The 23,564-nt window shown below is 44.9% G+C and carries 18 protein-coding genes; 11 read left to right on the top strand and 7 right to left on the bottom strand.

Annotated features, from left to right (window positions below; all coding sequences use genetic code 11):
- Position 1: 1 nt before the first annotated feature.
- Entirely contained in the window at positions 2–2,203 is a 2,202-nt protein-coding gene (gene priA / locus OCU48_RS12320) for a primosomal protein N' (protein ID WP_141345643.1), read from the bottom strand.
- Between the two features lie 299 nt (positions 2,204–2,502).
- Here priA and rpmE point away from each other — a divergent pair, with 299 nt between their 5' ends.
- Both rpmE and OCU48_RS12310 read left to right on the top strand, forming a co-directional pair.
- Positions 2,503–2,721 carry a 50S ribosomal protein L31 gene (rpmE, locus tag OCU48_RS12315; RefSeq protein WP_004737142.1) on the top strand — a complete coding sequence of 73 codons (219 nt, stop codon included), beginning with the start codon at positions 2,503–2,505 and terminating at the stop codon, positions 2,719–2,721.
- A gap of 167 nt (positions 2,722–2,888) precedes the next feature.
- Entirely contained in the window at positions 2,889–4,151 is a 1,263-nt protein-coding gene (locus OCU48_RS12310) for a malic enzyme-like NAD(P)-binding protein (protein WP_141345644.1), read from the top strand.
- Between the two features lie 93 nt (positions 4,152–4,244).
- On the opposite strand, the gene metJ is transcribed toward OCU48_RS12310, so the two are convergent.
- Positions 4,245–4,562: a met regulon transcriptional regulator MetJ gene (gene metJ / locus OCU48_RS12305; RefSeq protein ID WP_141271780.1), complete on the bottom strand. Its 318-nt coding sequence runs from the start codon at positions 4,560–4,562 to the stop codon at positions 4,245–4,247.
- A 190-nt stretch (positions 4,563–4,752) separates the two neighbouring features.
- Here metJ and OCU48_RS12300 point away from each other — a divergent pair, with 190 nt between their 5' ends.
- From OCU48_RS12300 to metF, 3 genes are all read left to right on the top strand, one after another.
- On the top strand, positions 4,753–5,916 hold the full coding sequence (locus OCU48_RS12300) for an O-succinylhomoserine (thiol)-lyase (RefSeq protein WP_141345645.1): 1,164 nt from the start codon (positions 4,753–4,755) through the stop codon (positions 5,914–5,916).
- A 2-nt stretch (positions 5,917–5,918) separates the two neighbouring features.
- Entirely contained in the window at positions 5,919–8,327 is a 2,409-nt protein-coding gene (locus tag OCU48_RS12295) for a bifunctional aspartate kinase/homoserine dehydrogenase II (RefSeq protein WP_141345646.1), read from the top strand.
- A gap of 176 nt (positions 8,328–8,503) precedes the next feature.
- A complete protein-coding gene (metF, locus tag OCU48_RS12290; protein ID WP_141345647.1) occupies positions 8,504–9,403 on the top strand; it encodes a methylenetetrahydrofolate reductase in 900 nt (299 codons plus the stop codon).
- A gap of 64 nt (positions 9,404–9,467) precedes the next feature.
- Here the strand turns inward: metF and OCU48_RS12285 are convergent, their stop codons facing one another.
- From OCU48_RS12285 to argE, 3 genes are all read right to left on the bottom strand, one after another.
- The gene (locus OCU48_RS12285; protein ID WP_141345648.1) at positions 9,468–9,998 is read right to left on the bottom strand and encodes a PadR family transcriptional regulator; all 531 of its coding nucleotides are present in this window, start codon (positions 9,996–9,998) and stop codon (positions 9,468–9,470) included.
- Between the two features lie 384 nt (positions 9,999–10,382).
- Positions 10,383–13,013 (bottom strand): phosphoenolpyruvate carboxylase, encoded by a 2,631-nt coding sequence (ppc, locus tag OCU48_RS12280; RefSeq protein ID WP_141345649.1) that lies wholly within the window; start codon positions 13,011–13,013, stop codon positions 10,383–10,385.
- A 180-nt stretch (positions 13,014–13,193) separates the two neighbouring features.
- Complete coding sequence (gene argE, locus OCU48_RS12275; protein ID WP_141345650.1) at positions 13,194–14,357, bottom strand: acetylornithine deacetylase; 1,164 nt, start codon at positions 14,355–14,357, stop codon at positions 13,194–13,196.
- 131 nt (positions 14,358–14,488) lie between these two features.
- Here argE and argC point away from each other — a divergent pair, with 131 nt between their 5' ends.
- The 5 genes from argC (at position 14,489) to OCU48_RS12250 (ending at position 20,123) form a co-directional block, all read left to right on the top strand.
- A complete protein-coding gene (gene argC, locus OCU48_RS12270) occupies positions 14,489–15,508 on the top strand; it encodes an N-acetyl-gamma-glutamyl-phosphate reductase (RefSeq protein WP_141345651.1) in 1,020 nt (339 codons plus the stop codon).
- 21 nt (positions 15,509–15,529) lie between these two features.
- Positions 15,530–16,312, top strand: a complete 783-nt coding sequence (argB, locus tag OCU48_RS12265) for an acetylglutamate kinase (RefSeq protein WP_141345652.1) — start codon at positions 15,530–15,532, stop codon at positions 16,310–16,312.
- Between the two features lie 77 nt (positions 16,313–16,389).
- A complete protein-coding gene (locus OCU48_RS12260; RefSeq protein ID WP_141345653.1) occupies positions 16,390–17,604 on the top strand; it encodes an argininosuccinate synthase in 1,215 nt (404 codons plus the stop codon).
- A gap of 53 nt (positions 17,605–17,657) precedes the next feature.
- A complete protein-coding gene (gene argH / locus OCU48_RS12255; RefSeq protein WP_141345654.1) occupies positions 17,658–19,532 on the top strand; it encodes an argininosuccinate lyase in 1,875 nt (624 codons plus the stop codon).
- Between the two features lie 243 nt (positions 19,533–19,775).
- Positions 19,776–20,123, top strand: a complete 348-nt coding sequence (locus OCU48_RS12250; RefSeq protein WP_141345655.1) for a RidA family protein — start codon at positions 19,776–19,778, stop codon at positions 20,121–20,123.
- Between the two features lie 67 nt (positions 20,124–20,190).
- On the opposite strand, the gene OCU48_RS12245 is transcribed toward OCU48_RS12250, so the two are convergent.
- Together OCU48_RS12245 and OCU48_RS12240 are read right to left on the bottom strand one after the other, a co-directional pair.
- Positions 20,191–21,642, bottom strand: coding sequence for a dihydrolipoyl dehydrogenase (locus tag OCU48_RS12245; protein WP_141345656.1), 1,452 nt, complete (start codon positions 21,640–21,642; stop codon positions 20,191–20,193).
- 144 nt (positions 21,643–21,786) lie between these two features.
- The gene (locus tag OCU48_RS12240) at positions 21,787–22,515 is read right to left on the bottom strand and encodes a redoxin family protein (protein WP_141345657.1); all 729 of its coding nucleotides are present in this window, start codon (positions 22,513–22,515) and stop codon (positions 21,787–21,789) included.
- A 137-nt stretch (positions 22,516–22,652) separates the two neighbouring features.
- Between OCU48_RS12240 and oxyR the strand changes: the two genes are divergently transcribed.
- Positions 22,653–23,537: a DNA-binding transcriptional regulator OxyR gene (oxyR, locus tag OCU48_RS12235; protein ID WP_141345658.1), complete on the top strand. Its 885-nt coding sequence runs from the start codon at positions 22,653–22,655 to the stop codon at positions 23,535–23,537.
- Positions 23,538–23,564 lie beyond the last annotated feature (27 nt).

Raw genomic sequence — 23,564 nt, 5'->3', positions numbered from 1 at the left:
TTTAACTTAAATCTTGTGGCTCTACATCTATGTTCCAACGCACTTTTTTTGAGTTAGGTAACATTTCAATGGCAGGTTTTGCACTCATTAGCAGTTTTTGCATGGTAGAGCGCAACTGACACTGCAAAATAAGTTGCCAACGTGACTTTCCTGCGCGTTTAGCCATTGGGGCTGGAGTTGGCCCTAGTACCCAACAATGTTCATCAAATAATGGGTGGGCTTCAAGGGTATGGCGCACCTGTCTTAAAAAGTCTTCAGCGAGTTGTGAGTGGTTTGACTCGGCACGAAATAGCGACAGGCTGGCATAAGGAGGCAATTGGGCTACGCGTCGCTCCATGAGAGCGCCTTGCGCAAATTCGGGGTAACCCTTATGAAGCAGTGCTTGTAGCAGTGAATGCTCAGGGTGATGAGTTTGCAAAACCACATGCCCAGGTTTACTGGCACGTCCGGCACGCCCTGCTACTTGGATGAATAATTGCGCTAGCTTCTCTGAAGCTCTGAAGTCACTACTGTACAAAGAGGAGTCGACATCTAACAGTGCAACTAGAGTGACATCAGGAAAGTGGTGTCCCTTTGCCAGCATCTGCGTGCCAATTAGAATTTGGTATTCCCCCTCGCGGATAGATTCAAGCGCCGCTTCTAGACTACCTTTCCGGCGAGTGTTATCTCGATCAATACGAATGGTTTTGTATTCAGGAAATAGTGTCTCAAGGTGATTTTCAAGCTGCTCGGTTCCCACACCCACGGTCACTAAGTGGGTTGACCCACAGCTTTGACATTGATGTACAACTGGTTTTTGTGAGCCACAGTGATGGCAGCGCATTTCACTACTGCCTTGATGAAAAGTGTAATAGGCATCGCATCGGTGACACTCTGCAATCCAGCCACATTCATGGCACATCATGGCTGGGGAAAATCCACGACGGTTCAAAAACAGCATTACCTGATTGCCTTGTTGCAAGTGTTTCCGCATTTGTGCAATCAAAGGGGCACTTAGACCGCTTTCTAGGTACAGGCCTTTAACGTCTATAACACTGTTCTTCGCAGGTTTTGCTCCGCCTGCTCGCTCTGTCAGTTTTAAGTGCAGATATTTACCGGATAATGCGTTGTTCAAGGTTTCTAAAGACGGTGTTGCAGAACCTAACACAATAGGAATGGACTCTGAATGAGCCCGCATTATAGCCATGTCTCGTGCGTGATAACGTAAGCTGTCCTGTTGTTTGTAGGAGGAGTCATGTTCCTCATCGACAATGACAATGCCAAGGTCGGCAAATGGAGTCAGTAGAGCTGAGCGCGTACCAATAAGGATCCCACATTCTTTATTTTTTGCCGCAAGCCATGCATTCAATCGCTCACTGTCATTGAGACCTGAGTGAATGGTTGCTATGGGGATGTTAAACCGTCGCTTAAATCGATTGATGGTTTGTGGAGTTAGACCAATCTCTGGGACTAACACTAGGGCTTGCTTGCCTTGATTGACTACCTTCTCGATTAACTGCAAATAAACTTCAGTCTTTCCTGAGCCAGTGACTCCATCTAACAAAGCACATTCGTAGCCTTCAATATGATTAACAGTGACTACCGCTAGCATTTGTTCATGGTTAAGCTCTCGCTTATCACTCTCGTTAACTCGAATGTCTTGCCATTGATCATTGATCTCTAGGACTTCTGAAGAAGCGATCCAGCCTTTATCTTGTAGGGTGTTTAACACCGTACTAGACACTTCCATGTCGACAAGTTCATGGTGAGATAAGGCACCATGCTGCAGAGCATTCATTACTTTCGCTTGTTGCACCGCTCGACCAAAGCCTTGCATCAATTGATTGCGCCCTGAATCTGTGAGTTGCCATGTTTTTAGTGGTTGCTTTTGTGCGGGTTTGCCTTTGCGCAGTGCCCCTGGCATGGCTCCGTTTAAGGTGTCACCCAAAGGGTATTGGTAGAATCGACTGCCCCAGTGGATTAGCTTATATAATTTTTCCGGCCATATCGGTTCTTGATCAAGAACTTCAGTTAGGGGTTTAAGTTTGTTGATATCGTATTCTGACTGATGAGTTAGAGCTGTGATGACACCAAGGAGCTTCTTAGGACCGAATGGAACCCATGCGCGCGCGCCCACTGCGGGAAATAGATGGGCAGGGATGATGTATTCAAATTCTTTATCCAGAGGTACAGGTAAGGCAACTCTGGCAATGGTTGGTCGCATGAGATCTCTTCGGGGCTTTGCAATCAAGAACGGATAGTCATGATAATACTAGAGAAAAGCCAATAAGATTACGATAATTGAATATAGGTGAACCAAGCTCATCTTCGTAACTCTTTTATAGAAAGAGTTGCGAATAAAAAAGTGGTGAAAAAAGGGACAAATAAGTTGATCCCAACAGACTATTTCATTACTATACTGCGCCTTGAAGACGTCGTATTAAACGATGTCACTGTTAGAAACTACGTGTGGTGTTCAGCATAGAACTGGATAGCGACACGGCCTATAAATGAGGTTTTCCCATGAAAGCAGGTATCCATCCTGAGTACAAAGCAGTTACTGCAACATGTTCTTGCGGCAACACTTTTGAGTTCAACTCAACTCTAGCTAAAGAATCTATCCACCTAGACGTATGTGACAAATGTCACCCGTTCTACACTGGTAAGCAACGTATCGTTGATACTGGCGGCCGTGTTGATCGCTTTAATAAGCGTTTCGGTGCTCTTTCTTCTAAGAAGTAATCTTAGTCGTAAAGAAACAGAAAAAGGTCGCTTAGGCGGCCTTTTTTGATCTCAGTTGAAAGCAAAGATTACAATTCATACTGTTGCTAGCTTGTAGCACATTAAGCCTTTTTTAATTACACTTAACGCTTCATTTGTTACTCCCCACCCTTAAGGAATTTCCTTCGATGTCTGATGACCAACCTGTAAATGATTTCCGCCAGCAAGCTCTTGATTATCATGAGCTCCCTAAACCGGGAAAGATTGCTGTTGAGCTGACTACTCCTGCTGACTCAGTGCATGATCTTGCTTTGGCATATAGCCCAGGTGTTGCAGAGCCAGTGCGTGAGATCGCTCAAAATGTGGATAACGTTTACAAGTATACTGCGAAAGGAAACATGGTTGCCGTTATCTCAAACGGCACTGCTATTTTGGGCCTAGGTAACCTAGGTCCTATGGCGTCAAAACCTGTGATGGAAGGTAAGGCTCTTCTATTTAAGCGTTTTGCAGGTTTGGATTCAATCGACATTGAAGTAAAGCACCGTACCATTGATGAATTCGTTGATACAGTCGCAGCGATTGCCGATACCTTTGGTGGTATTAACCTAGAAGATATTAAAGCGCCAGATTGCTTTGAGATTGAGAGTCGCTTGATTGAACGTTGTGATGTGCCAGTTTTCCACGATGATCAGCACGGTACCGCGATTGTTACCGCCGCGGGTATGTTAAATGCCATTGAGCTTCAGGGTAAGCAGTTGTGCGAGTCTACCATTGTTTGCTTGGGTGCAGGTGCAGCTGCAGTTGCATGTATGGAGCTGTTGATTAAATGTGGCGCTCAGCGCGAAAAAATCTACATGTTAGATCGTAAGGGTGTGATTCATACTCGTCGTGATGACTTGAACGAATATAAGCAGCTATTCGCCAACAATACTGATAAGCGCACGCTAGAAGATGTTATTGAAGGCGCAGATCTGTTCTTAGGTGTATCAGGACCAAATCTATTGTCTCCAGAAGCCCTGGCACTAATGGGTGACAAGCCTGTAGTATTCGCTTGTTCAAATCCAGATCCGGAGATTAAGCCAGAGCTTGCACATAAAGTACGTACTGACCTTATTATGGGTACAGGTCGTTCAGACTACCCAAATCAGGTAAACAACGTTATTTGCTTCCCATTCATCTTCCGTGGTGCGTTGGACGTTCGCGCAAGTGAAATTAATATCGAAATGAAACTCGCAGCAGTAGAAGCCATTCGACAGTTGGCGAAAGAGCCTGTTCCGGCTGAAGTATTAAAAGCGGCGGGTGTCGATTCTTTAGAATTTGGTAATGGTTACATTATTCCAAAACCAATGGATCCTCGTTTACTTCCTCGCGTCGCAAAAGCGGTAGCTGAGGCGGCAGTTGAGTCTGGTGTAGCACGTATTGAGTTACCAGAAGGTTACATGCAGGGATAAGCCCGAAAATGTAAAAAGGGGGTTAGAGTACATGTACTCTAACCCCCTTTTGTTATTTGCTTACTGGCGTTTTAAATTGCCAATATGTGCTATTTAATCATCAAACACTTCTAACTCGATACCTAGATCAGACATGATTTGCTGAGCTTCAGCAGGGATCTCATCAGGATGGTCTTTTCTAAGGTCTTCATCAGTAGGTAGAGGCTGTCCTGTGTATGCATGTAAGAATGCCTCACAAAGCAGTTCACTATTGGTTGCATGACGCAGGTTGTTCACCTGGCGACGAGTACGCTCGTCAGTCAGAATCTTTAAAACCTTAAGCGGAATAGACACAGTGATCTTTTTAACTTGAGTACTTTTTTTACCGTGTTCAGCATATGGGCTGATGTATTCGCCATTCCAGTCTGCCATTGGAAACCTTTTATTACCTAATATAAGAGTTAATACCTAATTCTAGCGATATTGACTGCTATATGTAAAGGCATTTAGACGTCTAGACGTGTTGAAGTCTGATGATTATAGGGGTAATCTATGAACAGAGTTAGATTAATTTGATTGGTATCAAACTCCACCAGTCATTGTCAAAGGAAAGGACAAGAAAATGAGCAGTAAACACAAGTCATCGACGATTGCCGTTCGTACCGGTATCGAATCTGATACCCAACACCATGCTGTTGTTCCCCCAATTTATCTGTCCACCAACTATGGTTTCCCTTCATTTGGAGATGTACCTAAGTACGACTATACCCGCTCAGGAAATCCAAATCGAGGATTACTCGAGACGGCATTGTTTGAGTTGGAATCAGGTAAAGGTGCAGTAGTCACTAACTGTGGTACATCAGCGCTTAATCTGTGGGTTTCAGCATTTTTAGGCCCTGATGATTTAATTATTGCACCGCATGATTGCTATGGTGGGACCTACCGTCTATTCAATACTCGCTCATTAAAGGGTGATTTTAAGGTAGAGTTTGTTGATCAATCAGATGAACAGGCATTGGCTGCTGCGATAGCAAAAAAACCTAAGCTTATTCTTATCGAAACACCGTCTAACCCATTGGTTCGTGTAGTGGATATCGCAAAGGTGTGCCAACAAGCGACTGAGGTTGGAGCATTAGTGGGTGTCGACAATACCTTTTTGACACCGATATTCCAAAAGCCTTTAGAGCTGGGTGCAGACTTCGTTATTCATTCAACCACCAAGTACATTAACGGTCACTCTGATGTCATTGGCGGTGTGGTGATCACTAAAACCGAAGAGCACGCAGAAGAGCTTGGCTGGTGGGGTAACTGCATCGGTGCAACAGGCACGCCATTTGATAGTTACATGACTCTGCGTGGTATTCGTACCTTAGGCGCTCGAATGCGTGTTCATGAAGAAGGGTCACAGCAGATCCTGAATTACCTTCAATCGCAAAAACGCGTTAAAACCATCTACCACCCAAGCCTTCCTGAGCATCCGGGGCATGAGATTGCAAAGCGTCAACAGTCCGGCTTTGGCAGCATGCTGAGCTTTGAGTTTGATGGCAGTATGGAAGAGCTAAAAACCTTTGTGGGTGGCTTGAAGTTATTCTCACTGGCTGAATCTTTAGGCGGAGTAGAAAGTTTAATTTGCCACCCTGCGACCATGACACACCGAGCTATGGGTGAAGAAGCCCTAGCAGAGGCAGGCGTTTCTCATTTCTTACTACGTTTGTCTGTGGGTCTTGAAGATGGTGATGATCTGATTGATGACCTTATTCATGCATTTGGCTTAGTGGAGAAATAATCATGGTACACCTAAAGCAGCTTCATAAATTTGGCGGTAGTAGTCTTGCCAATGCTGAGTGTTTTAGTCGCGTAGCCAATATCTTGGCGGAATATTCCAATGTGGGCGATCTGATTATTGTTTCTGCTGCGGGATCAACCACAAACAATTTGCTTCGTTGGTTGGCTGCATTAGAGAAGGATGGACGCGTGGCTCATGAGATTTTACTTGAACTGCGTGCATATCAGAATCAATTGATTCTAGATCTGTTACCGGAAGATAAAGCCGAACCACTGCAACAAGTACTGAATAATGAATTCACTGCGCTTAGTGCTTTAAATGCACCTATGAGCGAGTCGCAGAAATCGGCAGCGCTGGGTCATGGTGAGGTGTGGTCATCTCGCCTGCTTGCTGCTCTCCTTAGCGATAAGGATATGGAAAGCATCGCTATCGACTCTCGTGATTTCTTGCGGGCGGAAGTAGGAACGCAACCAGAGATAGATCGCGGGCTATCTTGGCCATTAGCGAAATCCGTGGTAGCGCAGCACCCGCACAGGCGACTAGTGGTTACGGGCTTTATGGCACAGAACCAAGAGGGCGAGACCGTCCTACTTGGACGAAATGGCTCTGATTACTCAGCGACGATTGTAGGTGCATTGGCTGAAGTGTCTAAAGTGACTATTTGGAGTGATGTTGCTGGTGTATACAGTGCCGATCCGCGCATTGTTGGCGACGCTTGCTTGTTACCGCTACTTCGCCTTGATGAAGCGAGTGAACTGGCGCGTTTAGCAGCTCCCGTATTGCACAGCCGCACATTGCAGCCGGTGGCACAGAGCACTATGGATATGGAACTGCGTTGTAGTCATCAACCAGAGTCTGGCTCAACGCGCATTGAGCGAGTATTGGCCTCGGGACGTGGCGCGAAGATTGTTACCTCACTAGATGAGGTAAACCTTATTGAGCTTACGCTAAGTCATGCTCATGACTTTGAGCGCTTGGAACCTCAAGTTTTATCCCTACTAAATAAAGCTCAACTTGCACCGCTAGCTTATGAATCTCAATCGGATAACTCTTGTCTGCGTCTTGCTTATACCAGTGAGTTGCTTGCTGGCGCTTTAGAGTGTATCGAGTCTGCACACCTTGAAGTTGAAATAGAGGTTAAATCAGGCATGTCTTTGATTGCCGCGGTTGGCGCAGGGGTGACCAATAACGCCAATCACTGCTTTGGCTTTTATCAAACGCTAAAAAGAGTGCCTGTTGAGTTCATGTTTGAAACTGACTCGGAACTGAGCTTGATTGCTGTGGTGAGAACTAACAAGGTACCTGAACTGCTTGAATCTTTGCACAGTCAACTGTTCCAAGCGCAAAAGCGTGTTGGTATTGTACTGTGCGGAAAGGGGAATATTGGTTCTAATTGGATTGAGCTATTTGCTCAACAAAAAGTCGAGTTAGAAAAACGCCGAGGCATGAGCTTTGATTTGATTGCCGCTGTTGCTAGCAATCGTTATTGGTATGACGAGAGTGGCATTGATGCGGGTACGTTGAATACTCGCTTTTCTGAAGAGGCGGTGGTCGATGAAGAAGACTGGGTTTCTCTAGTAAGACGACAGTCGAGCTTTGATGAGATAGTGGTATTGGATGTCACAGCTAGCCAAGAGGTGTCAGATCGTTACTTAGAGTTTGCTGAGCATGGCATGCATGTTATTTCGGCAAATAAACTCGCGGGTTCGGCTCCGAGTGAGTTTTATCATCAAGTACAAGATGTCTTTTCTAAGACTGGGCGTCATTGGCTGTATAACGCAACAGTGGGTGCAGGCTTGCCGGTAAACCATACGGTACGAGACCTACGCGAAAGTGGTGATAAGATCGTTGCTATCTCGGGGATATTCTCTGGCACCCTTTCTTGGCTATTCCAACAATACGATGGTTCGATTCCATTTAGTGAGTTGGTTGATCTAGCATGGCAACAGGGACTAACTGAACCCGATCCTAGAGCTGATTTGGATGGCACTGATGTCATGCGAAAATTGGTTATCTTGGCGCGTGAATCAGGGCTAGAGCTTGAGCCAGAAAGTGTTGCGGTAGAGTCATTAGTACCTAAAGAACTATTAAACTTATCCGTCGATGATTTCTTCCACCAAGCGCATGTCCTCAATGAACTGCTGGCAGAACGCCTAGATAAGGCTCAGAGCGAAGGCAAGGTGCTTCGTTACGTTGCACGTCTATCGAAAGATGGAGAGGCTACTGTGGGCGTAGAGGCGCTTGATGAGCGTCACGCTTTGGCGAACCTACTTCCTTGTGACAACATTTTTGCTATTGAGAGCAAGTGGTATAAGGATAACCCATTGGTTATTCGTGGACCTGGCGCTGGTCGTGAGGTTACCGCAGGTGCATTGCAGTCTGATCTTAATCGACTCTCTGGTTTGCTATAAGTCTACAAACCAAATCATCCGGTGTCGCTGGGCATCGGATGCCTTCCGTCAAAAAATCACTCAAAGTTTGCACGAATTTTTGTTGACATCCCTCTCATAAATTTACATTATCTAGACATATAGACGTCTAAACGTTCAGGGTTATGAGATTGTGCTTACGCACAGGGAGAATAAATATGGGATACACACACGCAAGTCACATCGATGCATTGAATCAAAATATCGCGGAGCTGTCCGACAACATTAATGTCTCTTTTGAGTTTTTCCCTCCCAGTAGTGAGAAAATGGAGGAGACTCTATGGAACTCAGTTCATCGTCTTAAAACCCTGCAACCAAAATTTGTCTCTGTGACCTATGGCGCTAACTCTGGTGAGCGTGATCGCACACACTCCATAATCAAAGAAATCAAAAGCCAAACAGGTTTGGTTGCTGCTCCTCACTTGACCTGTATAGACGCATCTCGTGATGAGTTGATCACTATTGCTGATGATTACTGGAAAAATGGCATAGAGAGTATTGTTGCTCTGCGCGGTGATATCCCACCAGGAGGAGGTCATCCTGATATGTACGCTTCAGATCTTGTAGAGCTACTGAAATCACGTCATGATTTTGATATCTCGGTTGCTGCTTTTCCTGAAGTTCATCCAGAAGCCAAAAGTGCACAAGCAGATCTACTTAACTTGAAACGTAAAGTAGATGCTGGCGCAAACCGTGCAATCACACAGTTCTTCTTTGATGTAGAGAGCTATCTTCGATTTCGTGACCGCTGTGCGGCTACTGGTATTGATGTAGAGATTGTTCCGGGCATTTTACCAGTATCAAACTTTAAGCAGGCATCACGCTTTGCTGCGATGAATCATGTGAAAGTTCCTGGTTGGATGGCGCAACAGTTTGAAGGCTTAGATGATGATCCAACAACTCGTCAGTTGGTTGGTGCAAGTCAAGCGATTGATATGGTGCGTACTTTGAGTCGTGAAGGGGTTAAAGATTTCCATTTCTACACTCTAAATCGTGCGGAAATGACTTACGCGCTTTGCCACACACTTGGTGTTCGTCCTCAGAAAGTGACTGTTTAAACTTTAGAAATTAGATAAAACAAAGGACCTAGTGCATAAAGTGCTAGGTCCTTTTGTATATCAGCTAAGCTATCTCGCCTAGCACTTCTTCTGCCCATTCATTCCACGCTTCGCGAGTAAGAAGATTGCGACGCAATGTTAGGCGCTCAATCTTTTCTTTTTGATTCAGTAGGCGAGTATCGGAGTAATGAGTACCCTCGATCTCTTTGTAAAACTGAACCAGTTTACGAGAGTCGTTTAGTGCGTGTTGCAGCTGGTCTGAAAAACCTTCCGCAGGTTGAACTTCACAAGCGTAAAGTTTAGCTGCAAATTCATCTCGCACCGTTGGATGTGAGATTGGTTGATCAAACCACTTCGCTAGTGCCTCACGGCCGCGCTCTGTGATGGAGTAAATCTTTTTATCTGGCTTTCCTGATTGAGGTTGCAACTCACAAGTCACTAACTCATTTGCAGCCAACTTGTTTAGCTCACGATAAACTTGCTGGTGGCTTGCTTTCCAGAAATAGCCAATGCTATAAGAAAACTCTTTTGTAATGTCGTAACCGGTAGCATTTCGTGTGCTTAGTACGGTCAATATAACGTGTGGTAATGACATGTTTTTCTTCCATATACTGCATATAAAAAACAACGCACAGTTCTGACTCTAATTTGGTCTTAATTGAAGAGCGCGAGCTACTCAAGATTTCCTTGAGTGCATGTATTACCTTTTAAGCCATTCTCACCTGAGAAAATTGATTTTATTATGTTTAATAGACAGGGAATATTGTGTCTCTGATTTGTTAGTGAAACCTAAGATGCCCTATCTATAAGCTAACAGTTTACTATGATTTTATAACGTTAGATTAACGCAAAATAAGTATTACAAAAACATGTTTACGGCTTCTAGTATCATATTGCTAACTGAGTCATAAAGGCGAAAAAAAGCCCCAACTCAAAAGAGTTAGGGCTTAGATATCGGTCACATTGTGTAGCTAAATAATTACCCTGTGTTGCGCATACCAGCGGCAATACCTGCAATTGTGATCATAAGTGCTTCTTCTAGATCAGGATTATTTTCTTCCGTTTTCCTTGTGCGCTTAAGAAGCTCTACTTGAAGCATGTTCAATGGATCAACGTAGATGTTGCGCAGACGAATTGACTCAAGACCCCATGGGTCGCTTTGCATTAGGTTCTCGTTATTCTCAACCTTTAGCACCGCTTGGATATCTTTTTGCAATTGTGTACGTAGGCTCTCACCTAAACGCCATAGAGAAGGGTCTGTCAGTTTCTCATCATAAAGCTTTGAGATATCCATGCTGCACTTGTAGTACACCATTTCTAACATACCTAGGCGTGTAGAGAAGAACGGCCACTCACGACACATTTCTTCGAGTAGTTCAAGATGACCCTCGTCGATAGAGTACTGAATGGCTTCACCTGCACCTAGCCACGCAGGAAGAACTAGGCGGTTTTGGCTCCATGAGAAGATCCATGGAATGGCACGCAAGCTTTCAACACCACCATTAGGGTTACGCTTCGACGGACGAGAACCTAGAGGCAGTTTACCCAGCTCAAGCTCTGGTGTTGCCGCGCGGAAGTAAGGAACAAAGTCAGGTTCGCCACGAACAACACCACGATAGGCTTCACAAGACACTTGTGATAGCACTTCCATTAGGTCACGCCAATCTTTCTTAGGCTCTGGTGGTGGAAGCAGGTTCGCTTCTAGAATCGCACTTGCGTATAAGTTCAGGCTGTTTACTGCTACCTGAGGAAGGCCGAGCTTAAAGCGAATCATCTCGCCTTGCTCCGTTACACGTAGGCCACCCTGTAGGCTCTTTGGTGGCTGAGAAAGCAGTGCAGCGTGCGCTGGAGCACCGCCACGACCAATAGTACCACCACGACCGTGGAACAAAGTTAGGTCGATATTTTGCGCTTCACAAACCTTAACTAGCTTGTCCATAGCATCATATTGAGCCCAGCCAGCAGACATAACGCCTGCATCTTTTGCTGAGTCAGAGTAACCAATCATAACCATCTGCTCACCTTGGATAAATCCGCGGTACCAGTCGATATTGAACAGCTGCTGCATGACTGCTTCTGAGTTATTCAAGTCATCCAGCGTTTCAAACAAAGGACAAACGCCTAGGCGGAACTTGCAGCCTGCCTCGCGAAGCAGTAGATGAACAGCTAGTACATCGGAAGCAGTACGTGCCATTGAGATAACATATGCGCCAAAGGCTTCAATCGGGTGCTCAGCAATGGTCTTACAGGTGTCTATTACCTCTTTTACTTCTGCTGAAGGCTCCCAGTTGTGCGGGATAAGAGGACGGTTCGAGCTTAGCTCTTTAACCAAGAATGCAACTTTGTCTTGCTCACTCCATTGATCGTAATCACCTAGACCAAGGAAGCGAGTTACTTCAGATAGTGCATCTGAGTGGCGAGTACTTTCTTGACGAATATCCAAACGAACTAGATGTACACCGAAACACTTGATGCGGCGCAGAGTATCAAGGAGTGAACCTTCTGCAATTACACCCATGCCACACTCATGCAAAGAGGTATAGATGGTGTGTAGAGGATCCCAGAGTTGATCGGTGCTTTCTAGAATCGGTAGGTTAGGTACATTGGTACCTAATACCTTAGCGTCGATAACCTGTTGAGTGTTGTTTAAAAGAGTACGAAGCTCTTTAAGGATCGCTCGGTACGGTTCATGGCTGTCACCAGCAAGTTCACGTACGGCATCATTGCACTTAGTCATTGAAAGCTCAGTGATCAGCTCTTCAATGTCAGCATGATAAAGATCGGCTGCCTTCCAGCGAGATAACCACAATACTTCTTGAGTGATGTTGTGAGTGACAAATGGGTTACCATCTCGGTCACCACCCATCCACGATGAAAAGTGTACTGGGCGAGCATCTATAGGTAAGCGCTCATCTAGATGTGTAGAAACGCGGTCGTCCAAGTCACGCAAGAAGTCTGGTATCGCTTCCCATAGAGAGTTTTCTACTACTGCAAAGCCCCATTTAGCCTCATCAAGAGGTGTAGGGCGTTGCTGGCGAATAACGTCAGAATGCCAGCTCTGTGCAATAAGTTGCTCTAGGCGACGCTCTGTCTTAACGCGTTCAGAGTGGCCAATATCGCTAAGCTCTAGCTTAGATAAACAGTCGTTTATCTTGAGAAGCTTGTTGATCATGGTACGACGCGTTACCTCTGTTGGATGAGCGGTCAATACCAATTCTATGTTGAGGTTGTTGATTGCGTCTGAAGCTTCAGCTTTTGAAATATCTTTAGAATGTAGCTTGCTGAAAAGGGTTTGAATGACATCGGGTTCGCAAACCTGCTCTTCGCAATGACGAGAAATAGTGTGGTACTGATCGGCGATGTTAGTTAGATTCAAAAACTGGTTAAATGCGCGAGCTACAGGAATGAACTGGTCATCCGGTAGGTTTTCAATCTCATTAATTAAAGCTTGTCGATCTTCTTGGTTGCCACTGCGAGCTGATTTTGACAGTTTACGAAGGGTCTCAACTTTGTTGAGAATGTCTTCTCCGTGGGCATCTTTGATGGTTCTGCCAAGTAGATTACCAAGCATCTTAACGTTACTTGTGAGTGCAGAATATTTCTTGTTCATTACATTGAGCCTCGTAAATAAATTACATACCGTTCCTTGAGTTGGGATCCAATCTATCCAAGAAAAGGGGCAAGAGTCAAACTTTGAACAAAATTGTTTGAAAAACCAGCATTGAAATTGATTTCAATCATAACTGCTGGTTTTTGTAAACTTAGTGTTGAAATTTTATTTCATTAATTATTACTGTTTACCTGAAAAACAGTACTGGTTTATAGATTTCTTGAGTATTGCAATCGTTGGATCGATGAAGTCTAAGCTCAGATACTCATCCGGTTGGTGTGCTTGCTCGATAGAGCCAGGTCCCATGACTAGCGTCGGACATAGTTCCTGTAAAAACGGTGCCTCTGTACAGTAGTTGACGGTTTGTGACTCTGTTTCGCAAATGTCCTGCATCTCATAAACAAAATGATGTTCAGCCTGACACTCATAACCAGGTATTGCCTCATGCAGAGGTGTGATGTCTATACGACCAGGCCATTTTTGCATAATAGGTTGTAGATATTCTTGGAGAAGTTGATCTAGGCTCTCAAGGCTTAAACCAGGTAACGGTCTAAGGTCATAATGCAACTCACAGCAACCACAGATACGGTTAGCACTGTCACCACCATGAATGTGCCCGAGATTAAGTGTAGGGTTTGGTATAGCAAAGCCGGGATGATGGTAATCCTTAACCAGTCTCTGCTTCAATTGCATTAGTAAATACATCACCTCATGCATAATCTCAATTGCATTGATACCTAAAGCAGGGTCAGAGGAGTGCCCTGATTTACCTGTGATACGTATAGAGTTAGCAATATGACCTTTGTGGCCACGCACAGGTACTAAGCTAGTGGGTTCGCCAATGATGCAGTAGTCTGGCTTAAATGGCGCTTCTTTGGTGAAATGCCTTGCCCCAAGCATGGTGGTCTCTTCATCACAAGTTGCAAGGATATATAGGGGCTTAGTTTGCGAGCTCCAATCTGTGTCATTGTCTTTCATCTGCTTTACTGCATCAAGAATGAAAGCAAAGAAGCCTTTCATATCAGCAGTACCTAGACCGTAGTAGCGGTTGTCCGCCAACGTCAGTTGATGTGGGTCAAAATTCCAACGTCCTTCATCAAAAGGGACGGTATCGGTGTGTCCTGCCAAAAGAAGCCCGCCCTCACCGCTACCCAACTGAGCCATAAGGTTCACCTTACCGGGTTCCACTTCTTCAGTGGTGACGGTAAAGCCTAGGTCTTCAAACCAGGTGGCCAGTTTAGCGATAACTTGAGCGTTACCTTCATCCCATTTTAGGTCGGTTGAGCTAATGGAAGAGGTGCTTATCAAGCCTTGGTAAATATCAACAAATTTAGGTATTGGCATATTATCTTTGTATCCACTATTGACAGATAACTAACGAAAGGTTAAAACACATACTAAGTCACAAAAAATGAATAAAAAAGCAATATAGCTAATTTTTATTACATTTATAATCAAAAATGCAGAGTCGGTTGATGAGTAACGAAAAACAACTAAAAGTAGCGATTATCGGAGCTAGCGGTTATACAGGCGCTGAACTCGCAAATATGGTGTTTAAACATCCTAGCCTCACGCTATCAGGTTTGTACGTGTCAGCCAACAGCCTAGATGCAAATAAGCCCATTAGTCAGTTACATGGCAAACTGTTGAGCAAGATTGATATGCCATTGTTGCCTTTAGAAGATGTAGCAGCGGTGGCTCAATCGGTTGATGTCGTTTTCCTTGCTACGGCTCACCAAGTGAGTCACGACCTAGCGCCATTGTTTTTAGCCCAAGGATGCCAGGTGTTTGATTTATCTGGAGCATACAGAGTTCAGGCTGAGGGATTCTACCCAGAATATTATGGTTTTGAACATCAACACTTAGCCGAGCTTGATAACGCAGTGTATGGCTTAGCAGAATGGAATAAACCACAGATTGCTAAAACGGATCTTGTTGCTGTAGCGGGCTGTTATCCGACCGCTTCACAGCTTGCTATCAAGCCGGTGCTAGAAGCTGGGTTGGTAGACACTAATCAGTGGCCAGTCATTAATGCAGTTAGTGGTGTATCAGGTGCCGGCATCAAGGCGAGCCAAACCAACAGCTTTTGTGAAGTCAGTTTGCAAGCGTATGGCGTATTTACTCATCGCCACCAACCAGAGATCGCAAGTCATTTAGGTCAGGATGTTATTTTTACGCCACACCTAGGTAACTTTAAGCGTGGCATCTTAGCGACCATTACCATCAAATTGGCCGAGGGTGTATCGGCTGAGCAGGTTGAGCAAGCGTTTGAAGCAGCCTATGGCGATGCGCAACTAGTTAGGCTTAAACACCAAGTAATGCCAAAGATTCAGGATGTAGAAAACACTCCATTTTGCGATATCGGCTGGAACGTTAAGGGCTCTCACTTAATTGTAGTTTCGGCCATCGATAACCTATTAAAGGGTGCATCTTCACAAGCGATGCAGTGTTTGAATATCCGTAACCAATTCCCAGAAACAACGGCGTTGTTTTAAGCAATGGCAAAGGAACTAGCTATGAGCACATTACCACTAGTGATTAAATTGGGCGGGGCAGCACTAGAATGCAGTGAGACTCTATCGAAGTTATTTAAGGCTATTGAGCAAGCATCGCAGCAATCTCACCGTTCAATTGTGATCGTACACGGTGGCGGTTACTTAGTGGATGAGTTGCTAAACAGCCTGCAATTAACCTCTACCAAGAAAGATGGATTGCGTGTCACTCCTGTTGAGCAGATCCCTCTTATTACGGGTGCATTAGCCGGTACCGCCAACAAAATGTTGCAAGGTGAGGCTATCAAAGCCGGCCTAAAAACCATAGGTTTGTGTCTGGCTGATGGTGGATTGTGCACAGTTGAGCAACTTGATCCTGAGCTTGGCGCGGTAGGTAATGCAACTCCAGGAGACTCAAGCCTATTGCAAGCTATTTTGGCGACGAATACACTGCCAATCATCAGCTCTATTGGTCTAACAAATAACGGTCAAATGATGAACGTTAATGCAGACCAAGCCGCAGTTGCTGTGGCCGGTGCTCTTGATGCCGAGTTGGCTCTGCTTTCAGATGTGAGCGGAGTACTCGACGGCAAAGGTCACCTACTAGAGAGTCTCAATGAAGAGCAAGCTGATGCATTGATTCAAGGGAAAGTCATCACCGATGGAATGATCGTTAAGGTTCAAGCTGCATTGCAAGCTGCAAGCGATTTGGGCCGACCTATTCAAGTAGCCTCGTGGCGATACCCAGAAAAATTAGACCAACTGTTTGCAGGGCAAAACGTTGGCACCCTTTTTCAGCCTGAATAACAGGCATTTACATTTAGTGAACGGAAATTACTAGGAATGTTGCAATAACAACTTTCCTACTTATCGGAGAATTTATTATGAGCAAAGTAAGCGTAAATAAGGTTGTCGTTGCCTATTCAGGTGGTTTGGACACATCAGTGATCATTCCTTGGCTTAAAGAAAACTACGACTGTGAGGTCGTTGCATTTGTTGCTGATGTAGGTCAGGGCGAAGAAGAGCTACAAGGCATTGAAGAGAAAGCTAAAGCATCAGGAGCATCCTCTTGCTACATTGCTGATCTTAAAGAAGAAATGGTTGCAGATTACATCTACCCAACACTTAAGACAGGTGCATGTTATGAAGGTAAATATCTGCTAGGTACGTCGATGGCTCGCCCTATCATTGCGAAGGCGCAAGTAGAAGTAGCGCGTAAAGTTGGTGCTGATGCACTGTGTCATGGTTGTACGGGTAAGGGTAATGACCAAGTGCGTTTTGAAGGCGCGTTTGCTGCACTGGCACCCGATCTGCATGTGATTGCTCCTTGGCGTGAGTGGGATCTTGTTAGCCGTGAAGAGTGCTTAGATTACCTAGCTGAGCGTAATATTCCTTGTTCTGCATCGCTGACTAAGATCTACTCTCGTGATGCCAATGCATGGCATATCTCAACAGAAGGCGGCGTGTTAGAAGATACGTGGAATGCACCAAACGAAGATTGCTGGGCATGGACTGTGGATCCAGAACAAGCGCCAAACGAATCAGAGACAGTTTCTGTTAAAGTTGAAAAAGGTGAAGTGACTGAGATTGATGGCGAGAAAATGACGCCATATAACGCACTTGTTTATCTAAATGAGAAGGGTGTTAAGCATGGTGTTGGTCGTATTGATATTGTAGAAAACCGTCTTGTGGGTATGAAGTCTCGTGGCTGCTACGAAACTCCGGGTGGCACTATCATCATGGAAGCGTTGCGTGCGGTAGAGCAACTGGTTCTTGATAAAGCAGCCTTTGAGTTTCGTGAAGAGTTGGGCGTTAAAGCCTCTCATCTAGTGTACGATGGTCGTTGGTTTACTCCACTGTGTCGTTCAATTCTTGCTGCTTCAGAAGAGCTAGCTCAAGATGTTAACGGTGAAGTGGTTATCAAATTGTACAAAGGACAGGCAACTGTCGTTCAGAAGCGCTCTGACAATAGCCTTTACTCGGAAGAGTTTGCTACATTTGGCGAAGATGAAGTGTACGACCAAAGCCATGCGGAAGGTTTTATCCGTCTGTATTCACTTTCAAGCAGAATCCGCGCTCTTAACGAACTAAAGAAATAGCGTCAAAAATAGAATACAGTAAGCACTAGACCAAGGAATTTCAGGAGAAAACAATGGCATTATGGGGCGGTAGATTTACCCAAGCAGCAGACACTCGGTTTAAACAGTTCAACGATTCACTTCGCTTTGATTACCGATTGGCTGAGCAAGACATTGTAGGTTCGATCGCTTGGTCTAAGGCTCTGCATTCTGTTGATGTCCTGACCGAAGAAGAACAGCAGAAGCTCGAATTAGCTCTAAATGAATTGAAGCTTGAAGTCATGGAGGACCCAGAGCAGATCCTTCATTCTGACGCTGAAGATATCCACTCTTGGGTAGAACAACAGCTTATTGGTAAGGTCGGCGATCTCGGTAAAAAATTGCATACTGGCCGTTCTCGCAACGATCAGGTAGCAACGGATTTAAAACTTTGGTGTCGTCAGCAAGGCAATCAACTGCTGATTGCGCTAGATAAGCTGCAAACCAAAATGGTTTCAGTTGCAGAGCAACACCAAGGTACTGTTTTACCGGGTTACACTCACTTACAACGTGCACAGCCTGTGACATTTGCTCACTGGTGTCTCGCGTATGTTGAGATGCTTGAGCGTGATTATTCAAGATTAAGCGACGCAATTAAGCGTCTTGATACCTGTCCACTTGGTTCTGGCGCTCTTGCAGGAACTGCTTATCCAATGGATAGAGAGCAATTAGCTCATTCTCTTGGTTTTCGTCGTGCCACTCGCAATAGTCTAGATTCTGTATCAGACCGTGATCATGTGATGGAGCTAATGTCTATCGCATCACTCTCTATGCTGCATTTATCCCGTCTAGCTGAAGATATGATTTTCTACAACTCAGGCGAATCGAACTTTATTGAATTAGCCGATACAGTGACCTCAGGTTCATCGCTGATGCCTCAGAAAAAGAACCCTGATGCGCTAGAGCTTATTCGTGGTAAGTGTGGTCGTGTTTACGGTTCTTTGGCTGGCATGATGATGACAGTTAAAGCGTTGCCATTGGCGTATAACAAAGACATGCAAGAAGACAAGGAAGGGCTATTCGACGCCTTGGATACTTGGAATGATTGTATGGAAATGGCAGGACTGTGTTTTGAGGGGATCAAGGTTAATGGTGAGCGTACTCTAGAGGCAGCTAAGCAAGGTTATGCAAACTCGACTGAGCTTGCTGATTACCTAGTTGCGAAAGGCATACCGTTCCGTGAAGCGCATCATATTGTAGGTGTGGCGGTAGTTGCCGCTATTTCTAAGGGCTGTGCGCTCGAAGAGCTTACTCTTCAAGAGTTGAAACAGTTCTCAGATGTCATCGAGAATGATGTTTACGATATTCTAACCATCGATTCTTGTCTTGAAAAACGTTCTGCTCTTGGTGGTGTGAGTCCAACACAGGTGGCTTATGCGGTAGACCAAGCACAGCAACGTTTAGAGCAAAGAGATACCTCTGGCGTGAAAGTACGTGCGGCTCGTTTGACTGATATCGATACCTTAGAGGGTATGGTGGCTTATTGGGCTGGCCTTGGTGAGAACTTGCCTCGTAATCGTAGTGAACTTATCCGTGATATAGGCTCTTTTGCAGTAGCGGAGCATCATGGTGAAGTAACGGGTTGTGCATCCTTGTATGTCTATGACTCAGGGCTTGCTGAGATTCGCTCTTTAGGTGTAGAGGCGGGTTGGCAAGGTCAAGGGCAGGGGTCAGCTATCGTACAACATCTGGTTGATCGTGCGCGTCAAATGGCGATTAAGAAGGTCTTTGTGCTAACTCGTACGCCTGAGTTCTTTATGAAGCACAGCTTTATTCCGACTTCGAAGATGTTACTGCCTGAGAAGGTACTAAAAGACTGTGAGCAATGTCCGCGTCAGCACGCTTGTGATGAGGTGGCTCTTGAGTTCAACCTTAATGAGCAAGTGATTCTCAAAGTGAACGTAGCTTAAGCAAAGCCAAAGCACGAAAAATTGAAATTAAGCGGAACTCTATTGGAAGAGCAGGGTCTATTACTGTACCACTGCTTTTCTTAGACAGATTCTAAGACGGCCCCTGAACAATGATCGTTTAGGGGCCTTTTGTTTTCTATGTCGATCACTTCTCAAATCGCCTCTTTTTGACGTTAAATGTCTATCTTTCCGAGCTGAATTTTCTCTACAATGCATGCTTTGCTTTAAAGAGAACAACACTTCATGATTGAACGCCAACAAACCAAACAACGTATGAGCCGCATCGTAAAGCATAACGGTACGATTTACCTTTGTGGCCAGGTATGTGCTGATGCTACTCAAGACATTACGCAGCAAACACAAACCATGCTGGATAAAGTTGAGGTACTATTGTTAGAAGCTGGTAGTGATAAAGAACACATGCTCTCTGCGACTCTCTATCTGAAAGACATGAAATATTTCCAAGAGATGAATACAGTATGGGATGCATGGGTTCCAGAAGGGCATGCGCCTGCAAGAGCGTGTGTGACAGCTGATATGGCAAGAGAAGCTTTATTGGTGGAAATATCAGTGATTGCAGCTGAAAAATAAACAAGCCTGTAGCACTTGCGAAAAAGAAACAAGGCAACAGGCTAGATCGGTTATTTTAAAAAGATGATTAACAGCCAGGACCACAATCTAGGCAGTGCTTGATCATCTCTGGGCCTAGATGCAATTTAGCGTTTAGGTCTCTTAGTGCAGTTCGAACACCCTCTTCAATTACTGGATGATAAAAGGGCATATCCAGCATCTGAGAGATGGTCATTTTGTTTTGATGTGCCCAAGCGAGTAGGTGTGCTAAATGTTCAGCATTTGGTCCTATCATCTCAGCACCTAAGAAACGTCCAGTACCTTGCTCACCATAAACATTCAAGATGCCCTTGTTGCGCAGCATCACGCGAGAGCGACCTTGGCCTTCAAAGGATACAGTTCCTGTTTCAAAGCAGCCACAGTTGCCTAGACGCTGTGAAATTTGACGGAAAGACTCACCTACCATTGCAATTTGTGGATCGCTAAATACCGCTGATATGGTTGAGCGACGCAAGCCTGCTCTTATATCCGGGAAGCGTCCTGCATTATCGCCAGCAATACGCCCTTGATCCGCAGCTTCGTGAAGCAAAGGGATTTGGTTGCTAGCATCTCCAGAGATAAAGATGTTCTCTATCGAGGTTTGCATTGTGTATGGGTCTGCAGTCGGTACTCCTTTTGCATCCAACTCAATAGGCGTGTTTTCTAGCCCTAACTTATCAACATTCGGGCGGCGGCCAGTAGCAGCCAAAACGAAATCCACTTCAAAGCGTTCTGTTTCACCCGAGCGGTTGATGAAGTCGATCTCAACTTTGTCTTCATTGCGAATCATTCTCTCTACTTTTACATCAGCATCCAGATAGAACTCTTCTTGAAAGGTTTTATCCGCGTAAGCCATTACCTTCGGGTCAGTTAGTGGGCCAACTTGTCCACCCACACCAAATACCTTCACCTCAACGCCTAGGCGGTGCAGAGCCTGACCTAATTCTAGGCCAATCACTCCTGGGCCAAATACAGCCACTGATTGAGGAAGATCATCCCAGTCAAAGACATCATCATTGATAACCAATTTGTCGCCTAGTTCATTCCAAGCGGCTGGATAAGCAGGTCTTGAACCGGTTGCAATGACAATACGCTTAGCATTGATTTGTGTATGACCGTCAACAATGAGAGTTGAGTTATCAATAAATTGAGCGTAGCCGCGAATTTTATCTTCTGTTGGGATCTCATCCACGCCTTCAAGTACAAACCCAACAAAGCGGTCGCGCTCACTTTTGATGCGCTGCATGACTTGCTTGCCATCAATATGGATATCGCCTTGCGGATGTACGCCAAATTGTGGTGCTTTCTCAATCTGATGTACGCTCTCAGCCGCTGCAATCAGCAGCTTAGAAGGCATACAGCCTACTCGTGCACAGGTAGTGCCGTAAGGGCCACCTTCGATCATCACAACTGAGTCTGTGTGAGCTTTAGCAGCACGATAAGCCCCAAGGCCTGCTGTACCGCCACCAATTACCGCTACATCGACGTTTAATTTCTTCATGGAAACCTCTAAAATTCTGTATTAGTTAATATAACCAAGTGTTCACTTAGATTTAGGTAAACTTGGTTCGATATCACTTGGGTATATCAACTAGGCCCGCCGTTTTCGGGCCTTAATATTAAATTGTGCTTATTTATTAGGCGCTTACGCTAGGTATGCTTCTAGCTCTTCGCTGCCACCGATATGCTTACCACCGATGAAGACTTGTGGCACTGTAGAGCGACCAGTGATTGCACGCAGTGATACGGTAGTTGCATCTTTACCCAATACGACTTCTTCATATTGAAGACCCTTGTCGATTAGGTTTTGTTTCGCTTTTGCACAGAAAGGACAACCTGGCTTGGTAAATACTGTGATTGACTCTTGCGCTTTGTATTCAGGGGCAATGTAATTAAGCATAGTGTCAGCATCAGAAACTTTGAACGGGTCGCCTGGTTCGTTTGGTTCGATAAACATCTTCTCTACAACGCCATTTTTGACCAGCATGCTGTAGCGCCATGAGCGTTTGCCAAAGCCTAGCTCTTTCTTATCAACTAGTAGACCCATACCATCAGTAAAGTCACCGTTACCGTCCGGGATGAAGCGAATGTTTTTTGCTTCTTGGTCTTCTTTCCAAGCGTTCATAACGAACGTATCGTTTACTGATACACAGACAATTTCATCAACGCCATGCTCTTTGAACACAGAAAACAACTCGTTGAAGCGAGGTAGGTGACTAGATGAACATGTTGGAGTAAACGCACCCGGTAGGCTGAATACGATAACCGTTTTATCTTTAAAGATGTCGTCAGTTGTTACTTGAGTGAATGCGTCACCAACGCGAATTGGGAACGTAACTTGGGGTACAGATTGACCTTCTTTAGATGTAAACATAGTGATGTCCTTTTAAGTATTGAGTTGGGGCTTTAGCCCTTTCTGTTTTGTTGGAGCCATTATTAGCGATTTCTTTTGATAGGTATAATCGTTTAATGCTATGGTTTCAATAGGTAAATATTATCGAGATCATAGAAATGAACATTAGAGATTTTGAATATTTGGTGTCTTTAGCGGAGCATAAGCATTTTAGAAAAGCTGCAGAGGCATGTTTTGTCAGTCAACCCACTTTAAGTGGACAAATCCGTAAACTAGAAGATGAGTTGGGAACAGCCTTATTGGAGCGCAGTAGTCGCAAAGTGTTGTTTACCGATGCTGGACTGTTGCTAGTGGAGCAGGCCAAGAAGATACTGGTTGAAGTAAAACAGTTCACTGAGATGGCGAGTGCACAAGGGGATTCGATGGAGGGGCCGATACATATAGGCTTTATTCCTACAGTAGGCCCATACCTTATGCCATTGATTGTTCCAAAGATAAAACAAGACTTTCCTGATCTAGAGTTGTTCCTTTATGAAGCGCAAACCCATCAATTAGTAGCTCAGCTAGAAGAAGGGAAGTTAGACTGTCTTATTCTGGCGGCGGTAAAGGAAACAGAACACTTCAAAGAACTTGATATTTATGAAGAGCCACTGATGATTGCCGTTCCAGAGAATCATCCATGGGGAGAGTTGTCGAGTTTTGATATGCAGAAACTCAATGGCAATACCGTGCTTTCACTAGGAGATGGACATTGCTTGAGGGATCAGGCGCTAGGATATTGCTTTGCAGCAGGAGCGGAAGATGATCAGCGATTCAAGGCAACCAGTTTAGAGACATTGAGGAATATGGTAGCCGCAGGCAGTGGCATTACCTTGTTGCCTGAACTTGCCGTACCTCACGAAAAATCTAAGGACGGAGTGAGCTATATTCCGGCTGAAAATCCAAAGCCGTGTCGCAAATTAGTGTTGGCTTATCGCCCTGGTTCACCGTTCAAACCGAGATTTGAATCATTGGCCTGCTACATTTCAGAGTGCCTTAACTAAAAAGAAAAGACCCGGCTATATGAGCCG

Source organism: Vibrio inusitatus (assembly GCA_024346935.1).
GTDB lineage: Bacteria > Pseudomonadota > Gammaproteobacteria > Enterobacterales > Vibrionaceae > Vibrio > Vibrio inusitatus.
This window is presented reverse-complemented; position numbering and strand designations above follow the sequence as displayed.